Genomic DNA, 25,783 nt, shown 5'->3' with positions numbered 1-25,783 from the left:
CCATGGGTGAAACCATGCCGCCCCCCGGTTCACCTTCCGCTGTATCACGCCAGACGAAGTACCGCGAGTCCATGGAACATTGTCAATGAAAAGACTGAGTGCATCGGCACATGCAAAACTGAAGAAGGGCGGCGTGTGGATCCCGAGTCCACTCGCGCTGGATGGCGACAAGCGCCCCGCGGAGCAATGGCAACGGTTGTTGACGTTGTACTACATCAGGGCCGGCGCACGCGCTGTTGTTCCCGGAGCGCACACGGGCGAGTTCTCCGGCGGCAACCTGGAGATCTATCGGAACTGGCTGCGCCTGATCAAAGAGATGGTGCAGGAGTACGGATCGAAGGATATGTTCCTGATGTCCGCGGTGAGCGGCCCGCAGTACATGCAGCAGGCCGAACTTGCAGCCGCTGCCGGGTACGATATCGTGATGCTCGCGCCGACGGCGTTCACGAACTGTTCCGACGACGAGGTCGTCCGGATCTTCCGGGATGTTGCGGGCATCATCCCGGTGTTCGGATTCGAACTGCAGAAGCTTGTTCCGGGGAGCCGGGAATTCAATGCGTCCCTCTGGGAACGGATCTTCGCGATCGTGTATGGCGCGAAGGCGGCGCCCTTCAATACCTATCGTGCGCAGGTGATGCTCGAGGCCGCCGCGCACAGTGCGCGCAGCAAGGACCTCGTCATGGTGACGGGGAACGACGACAGGATCGTTGCGGACCTCGGCGGATGTTTTCCGTTCAAGGTCGGGCGCCGGACAGTGACGATGCACTATGCGGGTGGACTGCTCGGGCATTTTGCCACCGACACGCATGCTGCCGTGCGCTGGGCGGGTGCCGTGCTCGCAGGGAAACAAGGCAAGCGCTGGAGGCTGGCGGTCAGCGAGAAGGAACTGGCCCACATCGTGAACATGTGCAACGGGGCGCTGTTCGATGCACGGATGGACTTCGCCAACTCCGTGTGGGGTGTGAAATACCGGCTGACGTCCCTGGGGTTGTTACCCGGCCCGCACTGCTTCCATGAGAACGGCCGGAGCGGCCTCGCGGAAGAGATCGACCGCGCCTACGGGTACCATCCCGTGATCAGTGATCGGGCATTCGTGTCGGAAACCCTTGCATCCATGAAAAGAGAGGTAGGACTCCATCCGTGACCCTTGCGCAGATCACCTCCAACGCGCAGTTGCGCGAGTTCATGACCACGCCGACGCCCGGCGTCATCGATTGTGTCAGGAACATTCCGGGCGACCTCCTCATCCTGGGAGGGAGCGGCAAGATGGGGCCGGAGCTGACGGAGATGATCGTCCGTGCTGATGCGATCGCCGGCACTTCACGGAAGATCACGGTCGCTTCCACGTTCAGCAATCCCCGCGAACGGACCGCCGAACTCTTCGCGGAACTCGGCGTGACGGTGATGAAGGGCGAGCTCACGGACCCGGCATTCCTCGGCACGCTCCCCGTGATGCCGAATGTGATCTATATGCCCGGATTCAAGTTCGGCTCGTCCGACAATTGGGAGAAAGCGGTGCATGTGAACTGCATTCTCCCGTACCTGGTTGGCGAGCGGTATCCTGCATCGCGGATCGTCGTCTTTTCCTCCGCGAATCCCTATGCATTCACAACGTTCGCTTCGGGAGGTTCCCGTGAGGGGGATCCGCTCGATCCGAAGGGTATCTATGGGTGGAGCATTGTTGCGCGGGAGAATGCCTTCGCGATCACCGCGCGGCGCCACCCGGAACAACGCGCATGTTACTACCGGCTTGCGTACGCACAGCACCTGGCCTATGGCGTGGTGGTGGATCTGGTGCGGTCCATCCTTGAAGGGAAAGAGATCTCGCTCTCGATCCCGTATGTGAACCTGCTGTCGCAGCGCGATGCCAACGACCGCGCCATCCGCGCGCTGGAGATCTGCGAGAACCCTCCGTCGATGCTGAATGTCTCCGGGCGCCCCTATGCGGTGCGCGAGATCGCATCCCGCCTTGGCGCAATGCTCGGAAAAGAACCCATCCTGGTCGGCGATGAGCCGGAATATTCCCAGGTGATCAACGATGACTTCTGCGTGCGCCGGTTCGGGCCGTACATCGACGCGGTGGACGATATCATGACCGCGGCGGTCACGTGGGTGAAGAACGAAGGGACGTACTGGGGGAAGCCGACGAAGTTCGGTGAGGTCAAGCGGCAGTACTGATCCGTCCGGGTAGAGGATACCCCCGGCGTGGCGACAACTCCATCCACTCCTCGATAATATCGATACGTTCTGATCCCGGCTCTTCTTGCCAGGGTGTTCGTGCTGCCCCGGGTCGCGACTCGACCTGACGCCGCCGCATTTCGAGTGGAAGGAGCTTCCGGCACTGGAGGTCGCCATACCGGGGGTGACCAAACGGGTGTGACGCCGCGATCCATGGTGTGATCTGCATCACAGAGGCCCCTCCGGGGGCTTCTGTGCGTTCCGGGGTGGGAACTTCGTCGGAGGAAGTCAGGTTCTGACTTGTACTCATAACCTGTTCTTTCCAACATCCCATCTGCCGGAGGACACGCATGCGCCTTCGTACGGTTACGCTGTTCGTGATCGCCCTTGTGACACTCAACCATACTGCATCGGCCCAGTTGTTCTGGAACAGGTCGGCGCACTTCGCAGGGACTGAATCCAGCTATCTTGCCATTCCGCCCGACCCCACCCTGAATCTGACCGGCAGTTACACGATCGAGTTCTGGATACGTCCCGAGCGTGCCAGGGGTGGTAATGCCGAAACACTTGTCGAGCGCAGGAACGGCTCGGCAGCGGAAGGATACACGATCTATCTCGACTCCGATGGCACGATCGCACTCCGCAATAACAACCTCACCTACCTCGTAAGCACGCGTCCATTGACCAATGGTGTCTGGACGCACATCGCGGCGCGGTACGACTCCGTCTTGCATGTCGCGACCATCTATTTCAATGGAGCATTCGATACGTCCTCCGCAGCAACGGTTCCCGATCCGAATCCGAGCGCCGATTCCGTGATCGTCGGTACGGGGTTCAACGGCCCGTTCCAGGGCGACCTGGATAACGTCAGGATCTGGCGGGGGCCACAGACCTCCACGGAGATCCGCCACTACCGCTTCAGTTCGCTCGGCACCTCGTCGGGGGTGTATGCCGATCTCGTGCTCTCTCTGACATTCGAGGATGACGATTCCGCCGGAGATCCGTTCTCGGTCTTCGATTGGTCCGGGCGCGGCAACACCCCGATGAATCGTGGCGTGACCGCCGTCGATATGGGCGCCGGGCCCTCCGTGACGCAATCCTACAATGAAGCGGTGCGGTTCGATGGTACGAACGACTACATCGCCGGTCCTCATGCCTCTGCCGTGCAACCCACCACGGCTCTTACCCTGGAAGCCTGGGTGCACCCGCTCGTTACCGGGACACAGACGATCCTGGCGAAAGGGCCGGGGATCACGCCCAACTTCAGCTTCCTGTTGAGCGGCTCGAACAACACCCTCCGCACCACGATCAATGGCACCTTCGTCTCGGCGTCGAAGAATATCGAAGTGGGCCGGTGGACACATGTCGCCTTCACCTACAACGCTGCGGACAGCGTCTACATATTCTACGTCGACGGGGAACCGGTCAGGACGGGTTCGTGGCCTGTCGGTGCGATCCCCGCGAACACTGACTCCCTGACGATAGGCGGTGGATTCGCCCTTGCCGGGTTCAACGGCTATATCGATGAGGTGCGCATCGCGAAGTACGTGAAGACCGCCGGGGAGATCCGCGAATTCCTCTATCAGTCGATCGAGAATGGGAATGAGCCGAATTCCGGAAGCACCAATGTGGCATACAATCTCGATGGGTTGCTGACGGACAACTGTGCCGACGGTGGTCCCCAGCTGGCGTTCAGAGGTGACGCCCGGTTCACGCACGGAGGGGGCGAATTCGATATGCCGGTGTCACCTCTGCTGCGATCGACCGGGGTGGCCTTCCCCGCGGCATTCACGATCAAATCCTCCAACAGGCTGATCCCCGCATCGGGCATGTTCGGCGATATGGTCCCGGATACCCTCATGATCGGCGAGAATGTGACCATCCGTGACGTGAATCTCTTTCTGGCCCTTGATCATATGGGCGAACCTGATCTGGATATGGCGCTGGAAGGGCCGGATGGCACGATGCACATGTTCTATCAGGACTGGCTCCTTGAGGATAATGCGGACGGCGTAACCACCATTTTCGATGAGAGTGCCGATTCATCGATGGCGATCGGCATACACGCGACATTCGCTCCGCGCATCAGACCGGATGGGGCGTTCGCGAAGACCTTCGGAGGCAGGAGTTCGCAGGGCCGGTGGATCCTGCACATCACGGATGACCAGGATTTCAATACCGGGAGGCTGACCGCATGGGGCCTGCAATTCAACAACGCGACGGCGACAGGCGTGGCGGATGCGGAACCATCGGTCCCCGGCGAGTTCGCGCTCGAACAGAACTATCCGAATCCGTTCAATCCATCGACGCAGATCACCTTCCATGTACCATCGGCTGCGAGGGTACGGCTCACCGTATTCGACCTGCTCGGGCGGGAAGTTGCTGTGCTGCTGGATGAGGACCGCCCTGCGGGCATACACCGTGCGACATGGAATGCGGCCGGTATGGCGTCGGGGGTGTATTTCTACCGTCTGGATGCGCGCTCGGCGAACGGCGGTTTTACGGATGTGAAACGGATGCTCCTCCTGCGTTGATGGGATGTTCTGTGTAGCACCTGATCGATCCTCTCTTCTTCCGGGTGGCCGCCACCCGGAAGAAGAGGATATCCCTCCCTTCTCTCCCCCTCTCATCTAGTACCCTTATCCGCACTGTGCTCTAGCCGTCAAATACATCGAAGTCCTGATTGCCCCTCGGTCTTTCAGTTCGTACCTACTATGCAATACTTCCTGATAGTTCCGGGCACTCGTGTGCAGGACACCTACCAAGGACCGGCGAACGGCAGCAGCTGTTGCCCTCTCTTCGAACGGCGATCGGTCGGGGCGGGATCAGAGAAGTGATCCGGGAGTACTGATTCTCATGAGCGTTCGATCAGAGTGTGGCATCGCCGGCGTTTCAGAATTCAGGTGGACCAACGGGGATCCGTCCGACGCGGTGGGCATTCGAAGAGGTATCGAGGAGGGAAGGCTATGCGCTGGATACGGACTATCGCAGTTTCAGCATTGCTCATGGCGATGCAGAGTGTGTCACCGGCACGCACATATGTTGTCTCCACGTCCGGGAACGATGGCAGCGCGGGTACACTGGCGGCTCCCTGGCGCACCCTGGGCCGGGCAAGTTCCGGGTTGCAGCCGGGCGATACGGTACTCGTTCGCGGCGGTGTCTATCATGAACGGTTCATCCCCTCCAATGCCGGGAGTCCGGGGAACCCCATCGTCTACAAGAGTTATCCGGGCGAGCAGGCGGAGATCGACGGGTCCCCGACGGGCGGCCTGAATGTGGTGGATGTGCCTACGAGTCATGTCGTGATCGAGGGATTCCTGATCACGAACCAGAACAATTTCAGGATCCTCGGCAATTCCACGTACTGGGTCACGCTGGATGGTGATTACATCACCTTCCGGTACAACCGTGTGGTCTCGTACGGCGATGTGTTCGACAATATCTACGTGAAGAACGCCATTTCGCGGGGCATCGCGGTGGGCGGGCATCACGTGACGCTGGAGCATTGCTACGTGCGTGGCCAGGTGTTCGGCATCGTGCTCGCCGGCTCTGCGCCGCGGTACGTTGTGCTGCGCTATGATACGGTGCACGCGACCGGGCAGAACAATCTTGATGTGGGTGGTGCCCCGGGTGGCGACACGGAGTATCACGCGACATTGATCGAATACTGCCAGCTGGACACCTCGTTCATCGAGGACAATATCCAATTCGAGGTGGATTATGGCGACCCGACCAGCGTGCTGCACAACCGGGGCACGATCGTTCGCTATAACCGGATGGGCAATGCCGCTGAAAATGCGATCGATCTGAAGGGTGCCGGACATACCATCATTGAACACAATCTCATTTACAGTTCGTTGGGGGATGATGACGGTCCCATCGGCGGCCACGATGCCGGGAGCGGCGGGGGGGTGACATCGAACCCGAACACTCCCACGCGATACACGATCATCCGCGGTAACGTCATCTGGGATCATTCGACCGGCATGGAGATGGCGGAGGGGGACCACTACTTCAGCAACACGATCCTCAACAACCGGCGGACGTGGCAGGGACCGAACCAGACTGGTACCGCGCATACAGCGATCAGGGCATGGAACTACCCGGCATACGATCGTGCATTCATCAATAACATCGTGGGGGCACAGCCGAACGTCGGGGTCTACGACTGGCTGATGGATTGGGGCGACAAATTCGACCTGAATAACAATCTCTACTTCGACTCGGGCGCGCTGACCAGGTTCTATCACCGGATGAATGGTAACCGTGTGACGGCCGTCGGGCTGGCGGAGTGGAAGAATGTGCTCGCGACGCACAGTGGATATGCGTACATGAAGGGGAAGGATGCAGCCTCCGTGGAAGCGGATCCCCGGTTCACCAACGTTCCCGCCTATCCCTCCGGATACGATCCGGCCTGGGATTTCACCCTGGCCGCGGGGTCTCCGGCGATCGACGCGGGGGGTGCTTTGACCGCGACCACCTCGGGCGGTACGAACGCGACCGTGCTCACCGTGGAGGATGCGTACTTCTTCTGCGACGGTTTTGATGTCACCGGGGGTGACACCATCCGTATCGGGGGTGGGGCGCCCGTGCGCATTGTGTCCATTGACCATGCGCGCAACAGCATAACGCTCAGTGAACCGCGCACATGGACTGCGGGTGCCGGCGTCAGTCTCACCTATACTGGCAATGCTCCGGACATCGGGGCGTTCGAGTTCGGTAGCACCGGCACTCCGCCGGTCATCCCACCGGTGGCTGTGCCAACAGCGGTGGTGCTTGCTTCGCCGGCAGATGGGGCAACCGGCGCATCACTGGCGCCCGCGCTCGCATGGACGGCGATCACCTCCGCACAGTCGTACCAGGTGCAGGTCTCCACGTCCTCATCCTTTGCCACGACCGTTGCGAACGCGAGTGGGTTGACAGGGACATCCTATACACTCGCCTCACTCACCGCCGGTACGGTGTACTACTGGCGGGTCCGTGCGACGAACACGGGTGGAACGGGCCCGTGGTCTGTGACCAGGTCGTTCACCACGCAGGGCACCCCTACGGTCAGTGCCCCGGGTACGGTCCAGCTCGCATCACCTGCGAACGGTACCTCCGGTGTCGCGCTCACCCCGGCGCTCACCTGGACGTCGCTCACGACGGCGCAGACCTATCAGGTGCAGATCGCAACGGCATCGTCGTTCGCCACGACGGCCGTGGATGTGAGCGGGTTGACCAACAACACCTATACCCCCGCATCGCTTGCCGCCAGTACTTTGTACTACTGGAGAGTGCGCGGCGCCAATGCAGGAGGGAACGGTCCGTGGTCTGCGGCCAGATCGTTCACGACCCAGGGCGGTACCGGAGATGGTGATGCGACGGGAACACAGGCGGTCCGCAACAATGATTTTGAAAGTGGCACCCAGGATTGGACGCTTGCGATGGGCACCGGCACCGGCAGCCTCGCGACGGCGAATCCGGGTTTCAGCGGGTCGGCTGCCGCACGGGTCACGATCTCATCGGTCTCGAACAATATGCAGCTGTATCAACAGGGGATCACTCTGGCAGCATCTTCCTATTATAAGCTGACGTTCTCGGCGTATTCGTCCACCGGTCACGACCTGTCGGTCGGCGTCCTGCAGCACGTCGCACCGTTCACGAATTATGGCGTGCCCGGACGGAAGTTCCCGATGTCGACAGGGTGGCGTACCCGCACGGTGTACTTCCAGACGAAGAACTTCACATCAACGGTCAGTGATGCGCGTCTTCAGTTCGCATTTCAGCCGTATGCGGCATCCGGGGACCGGTACTGGCTGGATGGGGTCACGTTGCAGCGGGTGAGTTCCGTGCCTGCGCCGACAAGTCCGAAGCTGGTTGGCCCGTCCGCGGGGGCGACCGACATGCCGACGATGGTCACGCTCCGTTGGACCGAGGCCGATGGTGCCGATACGTATCAGGTCCAGGTCGCCAAGGACGCCGGATTCTCCACGACCGTGTATGATACGCTCGTGGCTGATACGCTGGTCTCTGCTGCCTCTCTGCTCAACAGCACGACGTATTATTGTCGCGTGCGCGCGAGCAACGCTGGCGGGGCGGGAGCTTTCTCAAGCCCCGGGACGTTCACCACTGCCGCAAAGGGGGATACGCCGGGGAAGCGCCCGGATCTCCCGCTCGAGATCCAGCTCGATCAGAACTATCCGAATCCTTTCAATCCGGCAACCATGATCCGGTATCGGCTGATCGGTGCGACGCATGTGAGTCTGATCGTGTACAATACCCTCGGCGCGGCGGTCGCCGTGCTGGCGGATGAAGTACAGGAGGAGGGGGAGCATTCGGTCCGGTTCAATGGGGAAGGGTTGCCGAGTGGTGCGTATTTCTACCGGCTGCATGCGGATGGCATTGTCGAAACCCGGAAGATGATCCTGATGCGGTGACTCCGTTGCGGGAACCTTCGGTCACGCGATAGAGTTGTCAAGTGGAAAGAACCTTGCGCGGCCCGGGAGATGCCCTTCCGGGCTGCGCGCCATCTCCGGAGGCCTTCCACGACATGCAGTTGTTCACCCGCGATACCCGGCTCGCCGATGCGATCCACAGCAACTACCTCCTGATCCCGGTGATCAACCGTTTCGGGGTTTCGTTGGGGTTTGGTGACCGCACGATCAGAGAGGTGTGCCGGGCCCATCGAATCGACGAGAAGTTCTTCCTCGTGATCATCAATGTCTTCAGCCATCCGCATTACTTCCCGGAGAAGACATTGTTGACGTTCAACCCGCTCGTCGTTCTCTCCTACCTCCAGAAGACCCATGCGTACTATCGGGAGATCCAGATCCCGGTCATCGAACGCCAGCTCCGCCAGCTGATCGGCCGTGCCGGCAAGGAGAAAGGCGATCTCCTGGTCGTGCGGAAGTTCTTTCAGGAGTATAAACGGGAACTCCTCGCCCACCTCAACCGCGAGGAACGGATCACCTTTCCCTACATTCGCAACGTGTACCGGGCGCACCAGACCCGCCGGGCGGCGCGGAAACCCAGCAACGCGCACGCGTATTCGATGGAGGCGTACGAGAGCGAGCACAATAACGTTGATGAGAAGCTCTGGGACCTGAAGAACATCCTGATCAAGTATCTCCCCGGTACCGTGGATGCCGTGGTCCGCAATGCGGTGATCTGCGAGATCTTCCGGCTCGAGCAGGACATTCGGGACCATACGCGGATCGAGGAGACGATCCTGATGCCACGCGTTACAGCGCTGGAGCATGCGCTCCGCAGGGTTCGGAGATAGCGCATGTTCTCCGGCAGCAAGGTCCTCATCGTGACCCCGGATCGGTTGACCGGGATCGGCCTGCGGTCCGTCCTTGAATCGTGCTTCGCCCCGGCAACCGTGATGGTCTCGTCGATGCTGGACCCGGCCCGTCTGACACGGTACGACTATGTCTTTCTTTCGGCGGACGTGTATATCCGCCACCACGCCCTCCTTGCGGCCACAAAAGCGCCCATCATCATCCTGACCCGGGACAACCTCCAGCACGACCAGCATCGCTATCCGCTGATCCTGTGGACAGCACAGGAAGAGGCCGGGATCATGGAAGACCTCGCAAAGCTCCAGAGGCGGCCCCGCTCGACGGTCAACGCGAAGACCAGCACGTTGTCCTCGCGCGAGATCGAAGTGCTGAAGCTCGTTGCGGGCGGTCATATCAACAAGCACATCGCTGATGCGCTGTCGATCAGCCTTCACACTGTGATCTCCCACCGGAAGAACATCACCGGCAAACTCGGCATCAAGACCGTATCAGGCCTCACGATGTATGCGGTGTTGAACGGGTTGGTGTCATCGAAAGATATTGGCTGACCGCTTGTTGCTCTCCGGTCGTTCCCCGCTCTCCACGTATCTCTCCCGTCACCGAATCCCCACAAATGGGGATTGATTCGCCCCCATCGCGCTTCGTAGATTCTCCACAGCAAGTTCATACAACGACATTCATTGTGGAGGGAGAGATGGGATCCGGCAGGAGCAGGAGGGTGGGAAGGGTGTTGTCCGATCGAATGCTGCGGGCGATGGTACTCGGCGGCCTGGTAGCGGTGATGGTTCCTGGCATGGGATCGGCCAACGAGCGTCGATTCGGATATGTCTACGAGACGCCGGTGCTGTCGCCGGGTGCACGGGAGCTTGAGGTCTGGAACACGTACAGGAGCGGCAAAGCATACTCGTTCCGCCGTTTGGATCAGAGGATCGAACTGGAGTTCGGTGTCGCGGAGCGGCTGATGACGGCATTCTATTTGAACTATGAGTGGAAGGCGGGTGACGCGAATGGTTCCGCGCCGGGGGGTGGACGTACGACGGAGCAGAGTGCAAGCATTTCGAATGAATGGAAGTACAAAGTATTGGACCGTGTGGCGGATCCACTGGGCCTGGCGCTGTATGGAGAATACACCCTGGGCCTGTATGAGCGGGAGTTGGAATTCAAAGTGATCCTCGATAAGCAACTCGGGCGGTTCCTGCTTGCCGGCAATCTCGTCGGCGAGCAGGAATGGGAGGACGAGCTCGAGGATGGGGTCCTCGAGACAGAGAACGAGCTGAAGTTCGAGGTCAGCGGGGGTGTCTCCTACAGCATGTCTGCCCACTTCTCTCTCGGTCTCGAAGTGGTGGAGTGGAACGTCCTCAAGGAAGGGCGCATCGAACACGCCGTGCTCTTCGCGGGTCCGGTGCTCTCCTATGCGACGGAAGAATGGTGGGCCACGCTGTCCGTGTTGCCCCAGGTAACGGCGTTCAAGGGGGCGACCATGGACGGCCTGGACCTCGAGGAATCCGAGCGGGCGCAGGTCCGTCTGCTGGTGTCCTTCCACCTTTGAGCAGGAGATCACATATGATGAATCGGATGGGGTTTGCGCTGCTTGTTCTCCTCGCAGGGTGCTCATCGATGTTGCCGGTCGTGACGCGGGAGGATGTGCGCCGGGCGGAGGCCCGATGGCCGGGGGTCACGCAGGATGCCTTGGAAGAAGGCCGTCAGAAATACGTTGATCGGTGCGGGGGGTGTCACAGTCTTCATCTTCCCTCCGAATACACGGAATCCGAGTGGAAACGAGCCGTGGACTCCATGCAGTCCCGGGCGAAGGTGAGCCCCGAAGAAAAGGAGAAGATCCTCACGTACCTTTTTGTCGCACGGATGCGCTAGGGCCGTATCCGCATCTTCCCAGGTATCCGTGCGGTGCCAGTTGAATTTGTAGCTCACGAGACCTATCTTTACCCTGCTTCATTGTGGTTCCACCTCTCGATGCACAGCCCCTTCTCGCCGGTCTATGGTCGCACCGTGAGATCCGATCACGGTGTACCGGCCGGCGCAATGAATGGCCGCACAGTTCTTCTCACATCAGAACTCCAACAGCATGACAACCCGAGAGCGGGTGCTTTCCGTTTTTGCGGGCGGCCAACCAGACCGTCTGCCCAATGTTGAATTCGGGTACTGGGAAACGACATTACACCGATGGCACGGCGAAGGGCTTCCCGGCACGGTCACGTCGGATGCCGGTGCCGAACGGTATTTTGGATTGGAAGGCACCACCATCTTTGCCGAAGTGCCGGTCATCAACGGCCTGCACCCCCGGTTCCCGTATACGGTGCTCGAAGAGCGCGGGGACAAGACCCTCATTCTGGATCATGAGGGGAATACGTGTGAGGTCCTTGCCGACGATTCAAGCATGCCGCGCTACGTGCGATTCGGCCTCCAGACCAGGGAAGATTGGGAACGGCTCAAAGCAGAGCGGCTCGATCCTGAAGCGCCGGGAAGGATCGGCAACCTTGTGCAGGCTGCCATGGAGGCGAAAGCATCCGGCATGCCCGTCTTCGTCCACGTGGGATCGCTGTACGGATGGTTGCGGAACTGGATGGGGGTTGAAGACTTTTCGTGCGCACTGGTGACGGACCGGGACTGGGTTGAGGAGATGATGGAGCACCTGACGTGCCTCACCCTGTCACTGTTGGAACGTGTTCTGCCGGTGACCCCCGTGGATATGGCGTGGTGGTGGGAGGATATGTGCTACAACCGCGGTTCCCTGATGTCGCCGGCCATGTTCCGTGACCTGATGGTCCCCCGGTATGCACGGATCACCGCCCTGCTCCGGAAACATGGAGTGACAACGAACATCCTCGATTGCGACGGCAGCATTCATCAGCTCGTTCCCCACTGGTTGGAAGCCGGTATCAACTGCATGTTCCCGCTCGAGGTGGCCCATACCGATGCCTTTCGCCTGCGCAGGGAATTCGGCGATCAACTGCTGCTCCTCGGTGGCGTGGACAAGCGTGCGCTGATCGGCGGGAAGCGGGAGATCGACCGGGAGCTGGAACGCCTTCTCCCCCTGGTCCGGAGCGGACGTTTCATTCCATGCGTGGACCACAGGGTGCCGGCGGACGTATCGCTGGAGGACTATCGATACTACCTGGACAAGAAGGAACTGTTGCTCACGGCGCGTTGAACGACGAGCCGGGAAGCACATGCAAGATCCCTATCCATTCAGTGAGGAGAGTGTTGTGACAGACGCGACCGCAGGCCCGAAGCAACGTCCCATGCATGCCGCTCTTGCCGGACAATGGATCTGGTGCTCAGGAGAAGAACAGCCGAAGAACTTCTATCTGCACCTCCGCCGCTCGTTCGATCTTCCGGCGGGTATCCGGCAGGGTGTCATCGCGGTGACCGCCGACAGCCGGTATCAATTGTTCGTGAACGGGTCGCGTGTCGCATTCGGGCCGGCGCGGAGCGACCGCCGGTGGCAATGCGTGGATGAATGGGACATCACCCGCTATCTCCGGCCCGGTCCGAACGTCATCGCGGCACTCGTGCATCATTACGGGGAGTGGACATTCTCGTACATGCTCGGCCGCGGCGGCTTTCTCGCCGACATCACGGTCACGCATGAAGGAGGAGAGACCATCCGCATCGGCACGGATGCCTCATGGCGGGTGTGCCCTGCGCGCTCGTGGGACCGGCGGCTGCCGCGCATGAGCATCCAGCTCGGCTTTGCCGAGGTGTATGATGCGCGCAAGGAGCTCGAAGGGTGGACCCTGGCAGAAACTGATGACGCGGGGTGGGAACACGCCGTTGTTCTCGGCCCCCCCGGCATGGAACCCTGGCCACAGCTCGTGCCCCGCGGCATCCCGGCGATGACCGAGCTTCCATTGGACCCGGTGCGTGTCATCGACACCGGGTGTGTCGGTCAGCCGGTCACCGGACATTATGTCGACCTCCATCGTGTGGTCTGGTGTGCGAGATATGGGGTGGCGTATCTGGGGACATACATCTGGTCGCCGGACGAGATGGATCTGGAAATTCGGGCGGGGAGTCAGGACGCCGTGAAAGTATGGTTCAACGGTGGACTTGTGATCGACCACCTGGTGAAACGGGAGCCGGCACCCGATCAGGAGTCCGCCCCTGTGCGTCTGCGCCAGGGATGGAACGTTGTCCTTGCCAAGGTCGTGCAGGACGAGGGGCAATGGCATTTCCTCTTCCGGCTCGAGGGGCCGGGGAGCGAACGGTGCGTGTACGCGCGGTCCATGGGTCAGGAACCTCCGTCCGAGGAGGATATGGCGCCCTGGTGGCTTCTCGGTCCCGTGCATGCGGAGTCGATGACGTTGGGCTTCGAGACCGTGTACCCGCCGGAACATCATTGGGATCCCGCAACAGCGGTCCACTTGAGTGACGGGACCATTCTCCCCTGGATCACGGCCGGGGTCTCGAGGGAATCGCAGGTGACCGCGATCATGATGAGCCGGGAGCCGCGCATCGCACCGGAGCATCCACGCATCATCGATGCGTCGGGGTTGACCGGTGGCGGTGCGGGTGCAACGTTCGTGCCCGGTGACGAACCTGGTGCCTATGTGGTGCTCGACTTTGGAAAGGAGGTCGCCGGGTTCCCGGTGCTGGAGATCTCCGGTGCAGCCGGAGGAGAGATCATTGATATCGGGTATAGTGAGTTTCTCTCGGGGCCTGATGGCACCGTGCTCTCGCCGGCGGCGGGACTGACGGGGGTGGTGAACTGCGACAGAGGTGCGGTGCACTATGCGGACCGGTACATCTGCAAGCCGGGACCGCAGAGCTTCCGGACATTTGACAAGCGTGCATTTCGTTTCATGCAGGTGGACGTTCGTGCGCTGAAGCAACCCCTTCGCCTCGGGGCAGTCAGGCTCATCCTCTCGACCTATCCGGTGGAGTATGCAGGAGGGTTTGAATGCTCGGATGCAGTGCTGAACAGGATCTGGGACGTAGGGCGCTGGACCGTGCAGTTGAATATGGAGGATGCGTATACGGATTGTCCGTGGAGAGAGCGGGGACAGTGGTGGGGAGATGCGCGCATCCAGGCCCTCGTGAATTACTACGCGTTCGGTGATCTTGCGCTGATCGGCCGCGGGATACGCAGTGTCGCGCAATCGCAGGATGCGGAGGGGTGGACGCGGGGGATCTATCCCACCGACTGGTCCTACGCCATTTTGCCGACCTTCAGTCTTCTGTGGATCATCTCCGTGCACGATTACATTCAGCATGCCGGTGACCGCGCGCTCCCCGGGGAGGTGTTCGCTGAGATGGAGCGCGTCATCGAAGCGTGTGAACGATATCGAGCGGAGCATGGACTTCTGCGGGACATGCCGCACTGGATGTTCGTGGACTGGGCTGCAGGCATCGACACCACGGGCGAATCCGCTGCGGCGAATGCGCTGTATTTTGGAGCGTTGCGTGCTCTTGAAGGGATCGCGCGGTACCTTGGCCGACCGGTTGTCGCCGGCAGATATGCAGCGATCGCTGATGAAGTGCGCTCGGGCATGAAGCGGATCTTGTGGGACGAGGAACGGAAGTGCTTCCGGGAGAACTGGAAGGAGGGTGTACTGAGCAAGGACGTCAGCGAGCAGGCGAACTGTTGGGCGGTGGCGTTCGGCGTGGTCGAAGGTGACGATGCAGTCACGCTACTGCACGCGGTCAGGAACGATGGGCAGGCGAATGTGGTCACCGGTTCGCCCTACTTTGCCTTCTACATGCTCGACATGTTCGCGCGGGCCGGGGAGCACAGGGCGATGCTGGATTTCATCCGGGAGCGTTGGACGCGGATGCTGGAATGGGGGGCCACCACGTGGTGGGAAACATGGGAGCCGAATGTGAGTCACTGTCACGGCTGGTCCGCCGGCCCGACATATTACCTCCAGTCAGAGATCCTTGGTGTAAAGCCGGGCACACCGGGGTGGGAGGAGATCACGATCGAGCCGCATCCGGCTGGCCTCGCGTGGGCGCGGGGGACCGTGCCGACGCCTCGTGGTACGGTCACGGTGGAGTGGAAACAGGAGAATGGGCTGATGGTGCGCATCGATGTTCCGGCGCCGAGCAGGGTTCGGCTGGCGGGGCCTGGCACAGCTGTCGTAACGAGGGTCGTCGGAGGAGAGGGGAAGCCATGGGTACCGGAACAGCATGTGGGCGACCGCGGGTACACGGTCTACCTTGTTCCTGAACCGGGTGTGTATGAGTTTCGCAGCAGGGAGGAACCGATGTTGGGGGGATAGGGGCTCGCCCACTACGAAAGTGCATTTGAAATTTAGAGCGACTTGAAGAACTCTCCCGCCTGCAGGATACGTTTGCTGTTATCGCCATGAAACAGCAGATGCTCGAAATCGCGTTGCTTCTGCCGGAGATCGACGGAACGCAGGCGATCTTCAACCGCCGATTTCAATCCTGACAGGTCGCGGATGCCGCATCGCGCCGATAGGAAGTCATAATCTGGTTGTGTCTGCGCCAGGAGGAACATGGCATCATAGAAATCCCGCCCCTTCGCCCTGGACAGCATGGCCGCGATCTTCATGGAACAGAGCACGCTGTCCGGCGGCACCGGGAAAGAAAAGAAGAGTCCGCAGCCCTTGATGAAGGCAGATGTCGGCTCATAACCAACTCCCTGGTCTTGAGCCTCCAGTTTTATCATGAAGCGCGCCTCCCTATGGGCGGACAGCCCCATGTTGAAGAGCAATCCGGGAAAGTGGATGCTGCTACGAAATGCGGTCAACCGGGACGAATCCTTTTCCCTTGCATCTGCTTCCATGCCATTGCGCCGGAGAAAGGCTACGACATCCCCTGACAGCGCCGCGAATTCCTCCCGGCCCAGATCCTTGCAGTCGAAGTCCAGATCTTCGGAAAACCTGTCGATCCCCTTTGCCAGGCGCAGGTTCGTCCCGCCGATGAAGACAATCTTTCGTGCGTAACGCGTGCTGGCGAGATAGTCGAGGATCAGCAGTTGGACATACTCCTTCAAGACATGCACGGAGAATGCCTGACTCCGACTCATGAAGTCCGGATAGAATGCCCTGATGTGGTCAATGGAGATCATATCTCGTATACCTTTGCAAGCAACCGGGCGCGCCTCTCAAGCGCGCGAGAGTGGAAACGACCCAGCATCGATTCCCATTGGGCTCGATCCAGGTCCTCGTGCAGGATATCCCGATCGAGGCGCAGATCCGAAAGCTCTTGCTCGGTCTTGTAGAAGGGATAAAGATAGAGCAGGTCGAGCAGGGCCTTCTCGCGGGTGGCACAGGGTGCTACGCGTCCATTTGCCAGTCTCCGCGGCTCATAGCCGAACATCAGGTCCTCGCGGACACTCTTGTACGCGTACTCCCCAAACTCATTCCTGAAAGCTGCTGTCTTCAGCGAAGTGACACTCGTAATCCGGGAGACCGATTCCGGAATGAGTCCGTAGTGGGAAAGCGCAGAATGCAGACTGATATAGGACGGCTTGTATATCCGCGCCGCAAAGTACGTTGCCATCTCAGGGACCGACTGGAGTTCGGCAAATGAATACAGCCCCCGCCGCAAGCGGATCAGGTAGCCCTTTTGGCTCCACCGTACAAAGTTGTTCCGGTCAAAATCTGGATCCCAGGCGTAAATCTCATGAATGCTGAAGCATCCCTGCTCAAGCATCCTGGTCCTGAATTGGTGCCAATTCATATTTGATTCCCGATATGCACCATATATAGTGCATATCGGGAATAGATGCAATAGATTTCTTACTGTGTCTTTTCGGAATCTCATCCCCGCGATGGATGCCCCCGGGGATCCCGACCTCGTTCTGGTCCGAGCGCCACGATTTTCCGTTCCAGTGCAGGACCTCGCCGAAGTGCCCGACGGCGTAGACGTCGTTGGCCGCCGTGCCACGAATGTGCTCTAGCAGGAATTGTGTCACGTCGAACAGTCCGCCCTGCCACAGGGAATCGGCGAGACTCGCCTTCTGGTACAGCCCCGCCCCAGCCACGCAGTACCGTTCTCCCGGCAAGAACACACCGTGTTCACGGGCCGGTCAAACGGCCGGTCCGGGATAGCAGTGGCAGTGAGCCCTTCGATTCGCAGAACCTCCCGCGCCAGGCTATGGAGCTGATCGCCGGCCACGGCCAGCACCTCCCAAGCGCCAGTCTGGGGGGTTCTTCGCCCCGAAGATGTCCTGGATCGAGAGTGTGGTGAGTATTCCGAAGTTATCTGACCAGTGATTCCGGCGAAATCCGACCAGAAATCGACCCCGGTCGGACTGCTGGTCGGATTGTCGAAATCGTCGCTCGCCCCCGGTCGGCGCCGGTTTGGACCGGGGGGGAGAGGCCGCACGCGGAGCGGGCTTTCGATGGATTTTCGCGTACCAAGTCATGTCATTGGAGTTTCCCCCACCCAAGGAGTCACGATGTCCAGAAAGCGAGAACCCGTGAGAAGGATCAAAGAAGTGCTCCGCTTGGCATACCTTGAGGCGCTCAGCGAGCGCCAGATCGCCCTCGGCGCCAACATGAAGAAGACCACGGTGCATGATTATCTGCTCCGTGCCCGGCGTGCGTCGGTGACATGGTCTGATGTCCAGGCAATGGACGATGACCGCCTTGAGCGCTTGCTGTTCCCCGTGGAAGCGCCGGCAGAGGTGGCGAGAACGATGCCGGACTGGGGCACCATCCACACTGAACTTCACCGCAAGCACGTGACGCTGCAGCTCTTGTGGGAGGAGTACCGGCATGAGCACGCGGAGGGATACAGCTACAGCCGGTTCTGTGAACTCTATCAGCACTTCGCCGGCACGCTTGAAGTGAGCACGCGGCAGACGCACCGGGCGGGCGACAAGGCGTTCGTCGACTACAGCGGAGATGGTGTGGGCGTCGTCGATGGCACAACGGGAGAGATCCGCCGAGCAGAGATCTTCGTCGGCGTCCTTGGCGCGAGCAGATACTCCTATGCCGAGGCCACATGGACGCAAGAGTTGGCCGACTGGATCGGTTCCCATGTGCGGATGTTGCACTTTTTTCAGGGCTGTCCGTGTGCCATTGTGCCGGACAATCTCAATACCGGGGTGACAAAACCGTGCTACTACGACCGGAGATCAACCCGACGTATCAAGTTTTGCTGAATACCACGGACTGGCCATCCTGCCGGCGCGTGTGAGGCGTCCGAAGGACAAAGCCAAAGTGGAATCGGCCGTCCTTCTTGTTCAACGGTGGATCCTGGCCCGGCTGCGTAACAGGTCATTCTTCTCCCTTGGCGAGCTCAACGAGGCGATCGCCGAGTTGCTGGTGATCCTGAACCAGCGTCCGTTCAAGAAGCTCCCCGGAAGCCGGCAGTCGCTCTACGAGCAGTTGGACAAACCCGCGCTCAAGCCCCTCCCCGTGCAGCCGTTCGAATGCCCCCAGTGGAAGAAAGCCACGGTGAACATCGACTACCATGTTTCCTTCGATGACCATTTCTACAGGGTGCCCCACAAGCTGGTCAAGGACGAGGTGAGGCGGCGTGTGACGGAGACGATCGTGGAAGTGCTGCATCGAGGGCAGCGTGTGGCCATCCACGCGCGGAGTCACGAGCGTTACCGCCACACGACGCTCTCGGAGCATATGCCGGCCTCGCACCGCAGGTATAGTGAATGGACGCCCGTGTGCATCATTGAATGGGGACGCAAGCACGGCGAGCATATCGCGAAGGGCTTTGAAGAGATCATGAAGACGAAAGTCCATCCGGAGCAAGGCTTCCGTTCGTGTCTGGGAATCATGCGTCTGGGGAAGAAAGTGGGCGATGAACGCCTTGATGCCGCCTGCCACCGGGCACTGCACATTGGCGGCCCGTCTTACCGGTGCGTGAGGAACATCCTTGAATGGGGTCAGGAACATGCGCCGATGACCGTGGCCGAGCCTCGGGCTGCATGTCAGCATGAGAATCTGCGTGGCCGAGACTACTACCGTGTGGGTACGGAGGAGGAGCGCCATGCTGCTGCATCCAACCATTGAATCGCTCAAAGCATTGCGCCTCTTCGGCATGGTGAGGGCATTGGAGGAACACCAGCAAAGCGCGAAGTGGAATGATCTGGTCTTTGAAGAACGGCTGAGTCTGCTTGTGGACCGGGAGCGCATAGAACAGGAGAATCGGTCGCTGACCGCGCGGCTGCGCCGTGCCCGTCTGGGGCAACAGGCAGCCATCGAGGATCTGGACCTGAAGGCACACCGCGGTCTGGATCGCTCGCTCGTGACGTCGCTCTCGCATTGCCAGTGGATCCGATCACACCACAATGTCTTGATCACGGGACCGACGGGTGTTGGGAAAAGTTATCTAGCCTGCGTACTTGGTCATCAATCATGCCGCGAGGGACTCTCCGTCCTCTACCACAGGCTCGGCCGTCTCTTCAGTGAACTGGGCGTTGCACGAGGAGAGGGACGGTACCTGCGGGGGCTCAAGTTGGTGGCGCAGGTAGAGCTCCTGATCCTCGATGACTGGGGGCTCTCGCCGCTCACGGATGAACAACGGCGCGATCTCCTGGAAATCATGGAAGACCGGCACGGAAGAAATGTATCGGTTCAGCGTGAATTAGACTTTTGGGGTAGCGTTGATTGTGATGTTCTTTGTCAATCGTAAACACCTGCCGTCGTGGCCTGAGAATCGGCGCCGTTGGCTCCTTGTGCATCCCGCATATCCACGATCATGACACGCTTGCTGCACAAGGTGCGGTTATATCAGGCAGCCTTGCGCATCTCCCGACGGACCTTCGTTGCTCGCACCAACTTCTCCTTGCGCTCGGTGAGACGCTCTGCAGCTTGCCCTGTGAGCATCTCTTCCGGCGTCAGGAAGTGAATCGAGCTGTGCAATCGCTTCGTGTTGTAGGTCGCGATGTACTCTCCGATTTGTTCCCGTGCATCAGAGAGCGAAAGAGCTCGTTACTCTCAAACACTCTTGAGAGATCGTCCGATGAAAGCGCTTCAGCTTCCCGTTGCTCTGCGGATGATTCACCGACGTGCGCACGTGATGAAGACCCTTCACCGTGATGTACCCCGAGAAATCCTTGGCAATGAACTGCGACCCGTTGTCGCTGATGATCCTCGGGTGATACCCGGGGGCTTTGAGCAGCGCCCGCTCGATCGCTATCTGTACGTCATGTTCAAGCATCGTCATGCGCACTTCGTGGTGAACACTTTCGCGAGAACCCATCGATGACGCTGATCGGGAACAGAAACGCGCTATGGAAATTCACGTATTTGATGTCGAGGTGCCAGTGTTCGTGAATCGCCACCGGTTGATCAAAACCCTTCTTTTTCAATGTCTTCCGCCCATTCCAGGCGGTGAGCAGGTTCTCTGCCTTCAGTATCCGGTATACGGTCGACGGACTCAACGCCACGACATTCTGATCAAGCACCATGTAGGACAAGTATCGATAGCCAACATCAGGATATACCTTGCGAAAGGCAATCACCGCCTCTCGTTCCCAGTGGGGAGACCAGTGCCCCTTCGGAACCGCTCCACGATGGTGGTTCTGTTCCTTGAGACGCTCTCGCCAGTGGTGATACTTGTTCTTCTTCAACCCGATCCAGGCCAGAACTCGCCTCTGCGTGATCTTGGTCCGTGTCGTAATCCTCTCCACGAAGAGAACGATCTCGTCGCGGACCTCAGGTTCTATACAGGATCCGGTTATCTTGGACCAATCGTCCTTTGTTTTAGCGTGATGTTGTCCTGGACAAGCTCGGCAATGAGGCCGTCTTTCTCCCGAAGCTGATGCTGAAGCTTGGCGATCTCGGTCTGGGTCTTCTCTGATGCTTTCTCGTGGCGGTTCCCCAGTACGGCGGCGGCACCTTCGAAGAGCTGCTTCCGCCAGTTGTAGATCGAGTTGATATTCACGCCGTAGCGCTCAATGAGATCAGAGGCAGATACCTGACTCTCAAGAAGCTCACAGAGTATTTCTGCCTTCACCTCAGCCGTCACGATCTTGCGTTCCATACCGAGTTCCTTCTGGTTGGGTTTCCTATAGTCTACCCATCCAAAAGTCCAAATTCACCTGAAGCGGAACAAAATGTGCTGCGGGCTATTCACGGTTTCGGTAGCTGTGAGTTCTTTTGGAGCCGGTGATGTCAGTTTTCAATGACCTGGCGATAATGATACATGTCGAAGGTGAACGAGTCCGTCTTGGCTTGCAATGAAATCTGAACACGTTTCTGAAGAGCCAAGTGAAAAGTACCTGGGCCAGATTATTGGGCCGTTCGTGGGTATGGGGAGGGCTCCGGCCAGAATTTATGTTTGGGTGAGAAGCGGAAAGGTAAGGCCATTGAGTCTATACGTCGAATACTATTTGCCTTCCTGAGTTTGGCGCTGATAGTGAATTGACACGGATAGGAATGTGCAACTAGAGAAGCTGGCCTGTCGCCTCTTTGCTATCATGTAATATATTGTATTCTAATAAGTTGCAGGCGAGATACAATGTGGCAATGGACAATTTGCTAAATAACTTGACAATTATCATTTTGTCGTCTACATTTGTGAAAATTAGAGAAGGAGAGGTCTATGCTCACGTCAGGAATCATAGGTCAAGCCGCACGAGGCGATGCCTATTTAGGGAGGCCGCTAATAAGAGAACGTATCCTGAGTATTCTGACAAAGGGATCACATGCCCTGCTCGCGGCGCCACGCAGAGTTGGGAAGTCATCAACTCTATTTGACCTGTTTGATAACCCCCCCGCGCATACGATCGTCATCTACTACACCAGTGAGTCCGTCAATACCGAAAATGAATACTATGAGAAGCTCTTTAATCACGTCACCGAACGACTAAGGACTCTCAAGAAGTATACGACCTTGATAAAGGACTTTACATCGAGAATCGACGAGTTAGGGCTGGATGGGACTATCAAGCTTGGGAAACGCAAGATCAACTATCGGACTGAAGTCCAGTCGCTCTTTGAATCAATAGATTTGAAGGGAGAACGGCTTGTTGTGTTGAATGACGAAGTGTCGTCGACAGTGGAGAATATAAGAGAGGACAAGGACAAAAGAGCGGCTGTACATCTGCTTCAAACAATGAGGGAGCTCAGGCAGTCACCGCATCTCCTGCAAAAGGTCCAGTTTGTATATGCTGGGTCTATTGGAATTGAAAATATCGTAAGCGAGCTGAATTGCACCAATCTAATCAACGATCTCGTTTCGGTGCAAATCCCATTCAGCAAAGACGAGGTGCAGACCTTAATCGAGAGGCTCTTGTCAGGTTCCTCCGTGACGCTTTCCCCTGAAGGCCTGGAACGACTACTATCTGTGACGGGAGTGGCTTATTCCATACTATATTCAGATCCTTCTTGATGAGTCATATAATATTGTTCAGGGCACCAAGATGCCTGTCATTGATGCGCGTACAATTGACGAGGCTGTCAACCAAGCCCTGAAAAACAGAACATACTTGAATATTGGTTCACCCCGGCTACGCAAAGCATACAAGGGAAATGGGTTTTCTTTCGTGAAAAAGGTATTGAACCTAGCCTCGAGTAGCGTATCAGTAAGTTCTGCTGAGATCATGAATATTGCGATCGAGTACAAGGTCGAAGACTCATATGTGTCCCTTCTCAACGTGCTGAAGTATGATGGCTATCTTAACAACGAAACCAATGCATCTACTTACCGGTTCAATTCTCCCTTATTGCGTGAATGGTGGAGGCGAAATGTCGCCAACTAATTTCATATCACCGAAGATCTTCAATCCAGGATCTCAATCCTCAGATGACCTTGTAGACAATTTCGTCATCAGACTTCGAGAATTTGAGGAGTTGTTGGCTGCAATCAAGAGAGACAACATGTCTGTTCCCCCTCAGCACTTCATGATCCAGGGACAAAGGGGGTATGGCAAAACTACGCTCCTTCTGAGGTTGAATATTGAGATCAAGAACGACCCTGATCTTCGTCCCTGGCTCATTCCCCTGTTGTTTGATGAGGAGCAGTACAGTGTCCGCACCCTCGCTAAACTTTGGGCAGTAGTTATCGACACGCTCAGTTCGGGTTACAGTGATTTCGCAGGACTATCAGAGTTGGTTGATCCACTTTACGACAAGAAGCATCCTGAGGAAGAAATATTCAATCTCCTTCTGATGTGGTTGAAGGACAAGAACAAGAAATTAGTCCTTCTTATCGACAATTTTGGAGACATAATTGAGAAGTTCACACGGACGGAGAACCAACGCCTGCGAGAGGTGCTCAATACATGCAGCCAGCTTCGGATAATTGGCGCATCGTCCAGAGTCCCCGAGGTTTTACCACCACTACAAGGAGCCGCTTTACGACTTCTTCAAGGTTGTTACTCTCGATGAACTTGACAGCAACGAGACAAAGCTCCTTCTGAGAAAACTCGGAGAGACATATCACGCTGAGGCTATCGGCCGGGTCATTGATACGCAACCGGCAAGGGTTGAAGCGCTTCGCAGGTTAACCGGCGGAGTCCCGAGAACCATCGTGTTACTTTTGAGATCTTCATTGACGATGTTGATGGGAGTGCGTTCAAAGACCTCGAAGTTATTTTGGATAGAGTTACCCCCTTGTACAAACACAGACTTGATAGTCTCTCAGTGCAACAGCAAGCGATCATCGATGCCATAGCCCAGAATTGGGATGCAATTAGCACAGGTGAGATAGCAAAAAAAACAAGATTGGAGAGCAAGGCGGTCGCTTCTCAATTGAGACAACTCGTAAAGGCTCAACTGATCAGGAAGATCCCTACATCAACAAAGAATTACCTTTACCAAGTTAATGAACGATTCTTCAATATCTACTACCTCATGCGTTTGGGGAAAGGAAAGAATAGAAACAAGGTTCTTTGGCTTGTAAGATTCTTGGAAATATGGTGTGGAGATGAAGAGCTTGCAGAGAGAGCAGAAAAGCATCTTGAGGCATTGCATATTAGATCACTCGATGAACGACACGTGTTCTATTTTTCCCAAGCCCTAGCAAAGGCTTCAAGTATACCTGAAGGACTACAACATAGACTGGTTACCGGGGCAAGGGACTATCTTAAAGCCAAAGGGAGCCACTACGCGTTAGAAATTGAAAAGTCACACTTGGAGGTTAGGAGCGAAGTAGTCGACGATTTGAGGGCGTCAAGGTACAATCTGGCGAGGAAACGGCTTCTCGATGATGGTATTAGTCTCTCAAACTTGGAGTTCGTCCTTGGCAATATCGCGAGAGGGGAACTCAAGGACTTCAGTTTGGCTGAGCAATACTATTTGAAGTCAATCGAAAAGGGAGTCACGAGTGCGATGTTCAATCTCGCCTTACTATATGATATGGAATTCAAGCACTTTCAGAAGGCGGAGCAGTACTATGTGATGGCGGCCGAGCGTGGGGATACCGACGCAATGTACAACCTCGCGATGCTGTGTGAGCTCGAGTTCAAGAACATTCCAAAGGCTGAGCAATACTACCTTATGGCAGCCGCTAAAGGAATGACCAAGGCGCTTTTCGGTCTCGCGCTTCTTTACGAGACTGAATTGAAGAATGTCCAGAAGGCAGAGCAATACTACCTCATGGCGGTTGAGAGGGAACATGTCGAGGCGATGTTCAACCTGGCGAATCTGTATCGTGTCGAGATGAAGGATATGCAGAAGGCGGAGCAATACTACCTCATGGCGGTCGAGCGTGGGGACACCGATGCAATGTATAATCTCGCATTATTGTGTGAGCGCGAGTTTAAGAACACCGAAAGGGCAGAGCAGTACTATCTGATGGCTGTCGCAAACGGCAATGTCGACGCGATGTTTAATCTTGCGAATTTGTATCGAAGTGAGTTTAGGGATTTGCTGAAGGCGGAGCAATACTACCAAATGGCAATTGAGCGGGGGCATGACCGAGCGATGTTCAATCTCGCTCTGATGAATGCACGCGAGCTCAAGAACATCGCGAAGGCTGAGCAATATTACCTTATGGCGGCTGAGAAGGGAAACCCTGACGCGATGAGTGGTCTTGCGAATCTGTACAGAGGTGAATTGAAGGATCTTCAGAAGGCAGAAGAGTATTATCTGAAGGCTGTCGAAGCTGGAGATGTTGCGGCCATGTTCAACCTTGCATTGCTATATCATCTTGAGTTCAAGAACATTCCAAAGGCTGAGCAATACTACCTTATGGCGGCTGAGAAGGAAGCCCTGACGCCATGGGTAGTCTTGCGAATCTGTACAAAGGTGAATTGAAGGATCTTCACAAGGCGGAAGAGTATTATCTGAAGGCAGTCGAGGCTGGAGACGTTGTAGCCATGTTCAACCTTGCATTGTTATATCATCTCGAGTTCAAGAACATTCCAAAGGCTGAGCAATACTACCTTATGGCGGCTGAGAATGAACATGTTAGGGCGATGTTCA

Annotated in this window: 20 protein-coding genes and 1 pseudogene; 17 read left to right on the top strand and 4 right to left on the bottom strand. The window is 57.6% G+C overall.

All coding sequences use genetic code 11. The features are described from left to right. Nucleotides 1-85 precede the first annotated feature (85 nt). The 10 genes from IPI01_12140 to IPI01_12095 all read left to right on the top strand — a co-directional run bounded on the left by IPI01_12140 (nucleotide 86) and on the right by IPI01_12095 (nucleotide 15,697). Nucleotides 86-1,144: a hypothetical protein gene (locus IPI01_12140; GenBank protein MBK7258526.1), complete on the top strand. Its 1,059-nt coding sequence runs from the start codon at nucleotides 86-88 to the stop codon at nucleotides 1,142-1,144. Beyond that, nucleotides 1,141-2,178, top strand: coding sequence for an NAD(P)-dependent oxidoreductase (locus IPI01_12135; GenBank protein ID MBK7258525.1), 1,038 nt, complete (start codon nucleotides 1,141-1,143; stop codon nucleotides 2,176-2,178). Before IPI01_12140 ends, IPI01_12135 begins: the two co-directional genes overlap by 4 nt. A 350-nt stretch (nucleotides 2,179-2,528) precedes the next feature. After that, entirely contained in the window at nucleotides 2,529-4,712 is a 2,184-nt protein-coding gene (locus IPI01_12130; protein MBK7258524.1) for a T9SS type A sorting domain-containing protein, read from the top strand. A gap of 432 nt (nucleotides 4,713-5,144) precedes the next feature. Then, nucleotides 5,145-8,597, top strand: coding sequence for a T9SS type A sorting domain-containing protein (locus IPI01_12125; protein ID MBK7258523.1), 3,453 nt, complete (start codon nucleotides 5,145-5,147; stop codon nucleotides 8,595-8,597). Between the two features lie 113 nt (nucleotides 8,598-8,710). Next, nucleotides 8,711-9,442: a hemerythrin domain-containing protein gene (locus tag IPI01_12120; protein MBK7258522.1), complete on the top strand. Its 732-nt coding sequence runs from the start codon at nucleotides 8,711-8,713 to the stop codon at nucleotides 9,440-9,442. A 3-nt stretch (nucleotides 9,443-9,445) separates the two neighbouring features. Continuing rightward, nucleotides 9,446-10,009 carry a helix-turn-helix transcriptional regulator gene (locus IPI01_12115; GenBank protein MBK7258521.1) on the top strand — a complete coding sequence of 188 codons (564 nt, stop codon included), beginning with the start codon at nucleotides 9,446-9,448 and terminating at the stop codon, nucleotides 10,007-10,009. Nucleotides 10,010-10,188: 179 nt separating this feature from the next. After that, complete coding sequence (locus IPI01_12110) at nucleotides 10,189-11,010, top strand: hypothetical protein (GenBank protein ID MBK7258520.1); 822 nt, start codon at nucleotides 10,189-10,191, stop codon at nucleotides 11,008-11,010. A 14-nt stretch (nucleotides 11,011-11,024) separates the two neighbouring features. Continuing rightward, nucleotides 11,025-11,333 carry a hypothetical protein gene (locus IPI01_12105; protein MBK7258519.1) on the top strand — a complete coding sequence of 103 codons (309 nt, stop codon included), beginning with the start codon at nucleotides 11,025-11,027 and terminating at the stop codon, nucleotides 11,331-11,333. Between the two features lie 211 nt (nucleotides 11,334-11,544). Next, entirely contained in the window at nucleotides 11,545-12,630 is a 1,086-nt protein-coding gene (locus IPI01_12100; protein ID MBK7258518.1) for a hypothetical protein, read from the top strand. A 55-nt stretch (nucleotides 12,631-12,685) separates the two neighbouring features. Then, nucleotides 12,686-15,697 (top strand): family 78 glycoside hydrolase catalytic domain, encoded by a 3,012-nt coding sequence (locus tag IPI01_12095; GenBank protein ID MBK7258517.1) that lies wholly within the window; start codon nucleotides 12,686-12,688, stop codon nucleotides 15,695-15,697. Between the two features lie 32 nt (nucleotides 15,698-15,729). Here the strand turns inward: IPI01_12095 and IPI01_12090 are convergent, their stop codons facing one another. Together IPI01_12090 and IPI01_12085 are read right to left on the bottom strand one after the other, a co-directional pair. After that, on the bottom strand, nucleotides 15,730-16,512 hold the full coding sequence (locus IPI01_12090; GenBank protein MBK7258516.1) for a nucleotidyl transferase AbiEii/AbiGii toxin family protein: 783 nt from the start codon (nucleotides 16,510-16,512) through the stop codon (nucleotides 15,730-15,732). Continuing rightward, entirely contained in the window at nucleotides 16,509-17,126 is a 618-nt protein-coding gene (locus tag IPI01_12085) for a hypothetical protein (GenBank protein MBK7258515.1), read from the bottom strand. Before IPI01_12085 ends, IPI01_12090 begins: the two co-directional genes overlap by 4 nt. Before the next feature lie 760 nt (nucleotides 17,127-17,886). Here IPI01_12085 and IPI01_12080 point away from each other — a divergent pair. Genes IPI01_12080 through IPI01_12070 form a run of 3 tightly spaced genes read left to right on the top strand, consistent with a single transcriptional unit; the run spans nucleotide 17,887 to nucleotide 20,045 of the window. Further along, nucleotides 17,887-18,555 (top strand): transposase, encoded by a 669-nt coding sequence (locus IPI01_12080; GenBank protein MBK7258514.1) that lies wholly within the window; start codon nucleotides 17,887-17,889, stop codon nucleotides 18,553-18,555. A gap of 58 nt (nucleotides 18,556-18,613) precedes the next feature. Further along, entirely contained in the window at nucleotides 18,614-19,423 is an 810-nt protein-coding gene (locus IPI01_12075) for a transposase (GenBank protein ID MBK7258513.1), read from the top strand. Next, nucleotides 19,401-20,045 (top strand): ATP-binding protein, encoded by a 645-nt coding sequence (locus IPI01_12070; GenBank protein MBK7258512.1) that lies wholly within the window; start codon nucleotides 19,401-19,403, stop codon nucleotides 20,043-20,045. The genes IPI01_12075 and IPI01_12070 overlap by 23 nt, the downstream gene beginning before the upstream one ends. 98 nt (nucleotides 20,046-20,143) lie before the next feature. Here IPI01_12070 and IPI01_12065 read toward each other — a convergent pair. Both IPI01_12065 and IPI01_12060 read right to left on the bottom strand, forming a co-directional pair. Then, a pseudogene (locus tag IPI01_12065) lies at nucleotides 20,144-21,036 on the bottom strand (DDE-type integrase/transposase/recombinase). A 56-nt stretch (nucleotides 21,037-21,092) separates the two neighbouring features. Continuing rightward, on the bottom strand, nucleotides 21,093-21,398 hold the full coding sequence (locus IPI01_12060; GenBank protein ID MBK7258511.1) for a transposase: 306 nt from the start codon (nucleotides 21,396-21,398) through the stop codon (nucleotides 21,093-21,095). A 561-nt stretch (nucleotides 21,399-21,959) separates the two neighbouring features. On the opposite strand from IPI01_12060, the gene IPI01_12055 reads away from it, so the two are divergent. The 4 genes from IPI01_12055 to IPI01_12040 form a co-directional block, all read left to right on the top strand. Then, entirely contained in the window at nucleotides 21,960-22,748 is a 789-nt protein-coding gene (locus IPI01_12055) for a hypothetical protein (protein MBK7258510.1), read from the top strand. Nucleotides 22,749-23,104: 356 nt separating this feature from the next. After that, a complete protein-coding gene (locus IPI01_12050) occupies nucleotides 23,105-23,746 on the top strand; it encodes an ATP-binding protein (GenBank protein ID MBK7258509.1) in 642 nt (213 codons plus the stop codon). Between the two features lie 255 nt (nucleotides 23,747-24,001). Beyond that, nucleotides 24,002-25,615 (top strand): sel1 repeat family protein, encoded by a 1,614-nt coding sequence (locus tag IPI01_12045; protein ID MBK7258508.1) that lies wholly within the window; start codon nucleotides 24,002-24,004, stop codon nucleotides 25,613-25,615. Continuing rightward, on the top strand, nucleotides 25,579-25,783 hold a 205-nt coding region (locus tag IPI01_12040), incomplete at its 3' end, for an SEL1-like repeat protein (protein ID MBK7258507.1). The genes IPI01_12045 and IPI01_12040, both read left to right, overlap by 37 nt.

The sequence above is a fragment of the Ignavibacteriota bacterium genome, assembly GCA_016707525.1.
Taxonomy (GTDB): Bacteria; Bacteroidota; Ignavibacteria; order UBA10030; family UBA6906; genus JAGDMK01.
Note: the sequence above shows the minus strand (reverse complement) of the source record. Positions and strands in the feature narration are given on the sequence as shown.

Bases quoted from the DNA above. Each gene is read 5' to 3' on its own strand.
- IPI01_12140 (MBK7258526.1), top strand. From the start codon at position 86: ATGAAAAGACTGAGTGCATCGGCACATGCAAAACTGAAGAAGGGCGGC.
- IPI01_12130 (MBK7258524.1), top strand. From the start codon at position 2,529: ATGCGCCTTCGTACGGTTACGCTGTTCGTGATCGCCCTTGTGACACTC.
- IPI01_12125 (MBK7258523.1), top strand. From the start codon at position 5,145: ATGCGCTGGATACGGACTATCGCAGTTTCAGCATTGCTCATGGCGATG.
- IPI01_12120 (MBK7258522.1), top strand. From the start codon at position 8,711: ATGCAGTTGTTCACCCGCGATACCCGGCTCGCCGATGCGATCCACAGC.
- IPI01_12115 (MBK7258521.1), top strand. From the start codon at position 9,446: ATGTTCTCCGGCAGCAAGGTCCTCATCGTGACCCCGGATCGGTTGACC.
- IPI01_12105 (MBK7258519.1), top strand. From the start codon at position 11,025: ATGATGAATCGGATGGGGTTTGCGCTGCTTGTTCTCCTCGCAGGGTGC.
- IPI01_12100 (MBK7258518.1), top strand. From the start codon at position 11,545: ATGACAACCCGAGAGCGGGTGCTTTCCGTTTTTGCGGGCGGCCAACCA.
- IPI01_12090 (MBK7258516.1), bottom strand. From the start codon at position 16,512: ATGATCTCCATTGACCACATCAGGGCATTCTATCCGGACTTCATGAGT.
- IPI01_12085 (MBK7258515.1), bottom strand. From the start codon at position 17,126: ATGAATTGGCACCAATTCAGGACCAGGATGCTTGAGCAGGGATGCTTC.
- IPI01_12070 (MBK7258512.1), top strand. From the start codon at position 19,401: ATGCTGCTGCATCCAACCATTGAATCGCTCAAAGCATTGCGCCTCTTC.
- IPI01_12060 (MBK7258511.1), bottom strand. From the start codon at position 21,398: ATGGAACGCAAGATCGTGACGGCTGAGGTGAAGGCAGAAATACTCTGT.
- IPI01_12055 (MBK7258510.1), top strand. From the start codon at position 21,960: ATGCTCACGTCAGGAATCATAGGTCAAGCCGCACGAGGCGATGCCTAT.
- IPI01_12050 (MBK7258509.1), top strand. From the start codon at position 23,105: ATGTCGCCAACTAATTTCATATCACCGAAGATCTTCAATCCAGGATCT.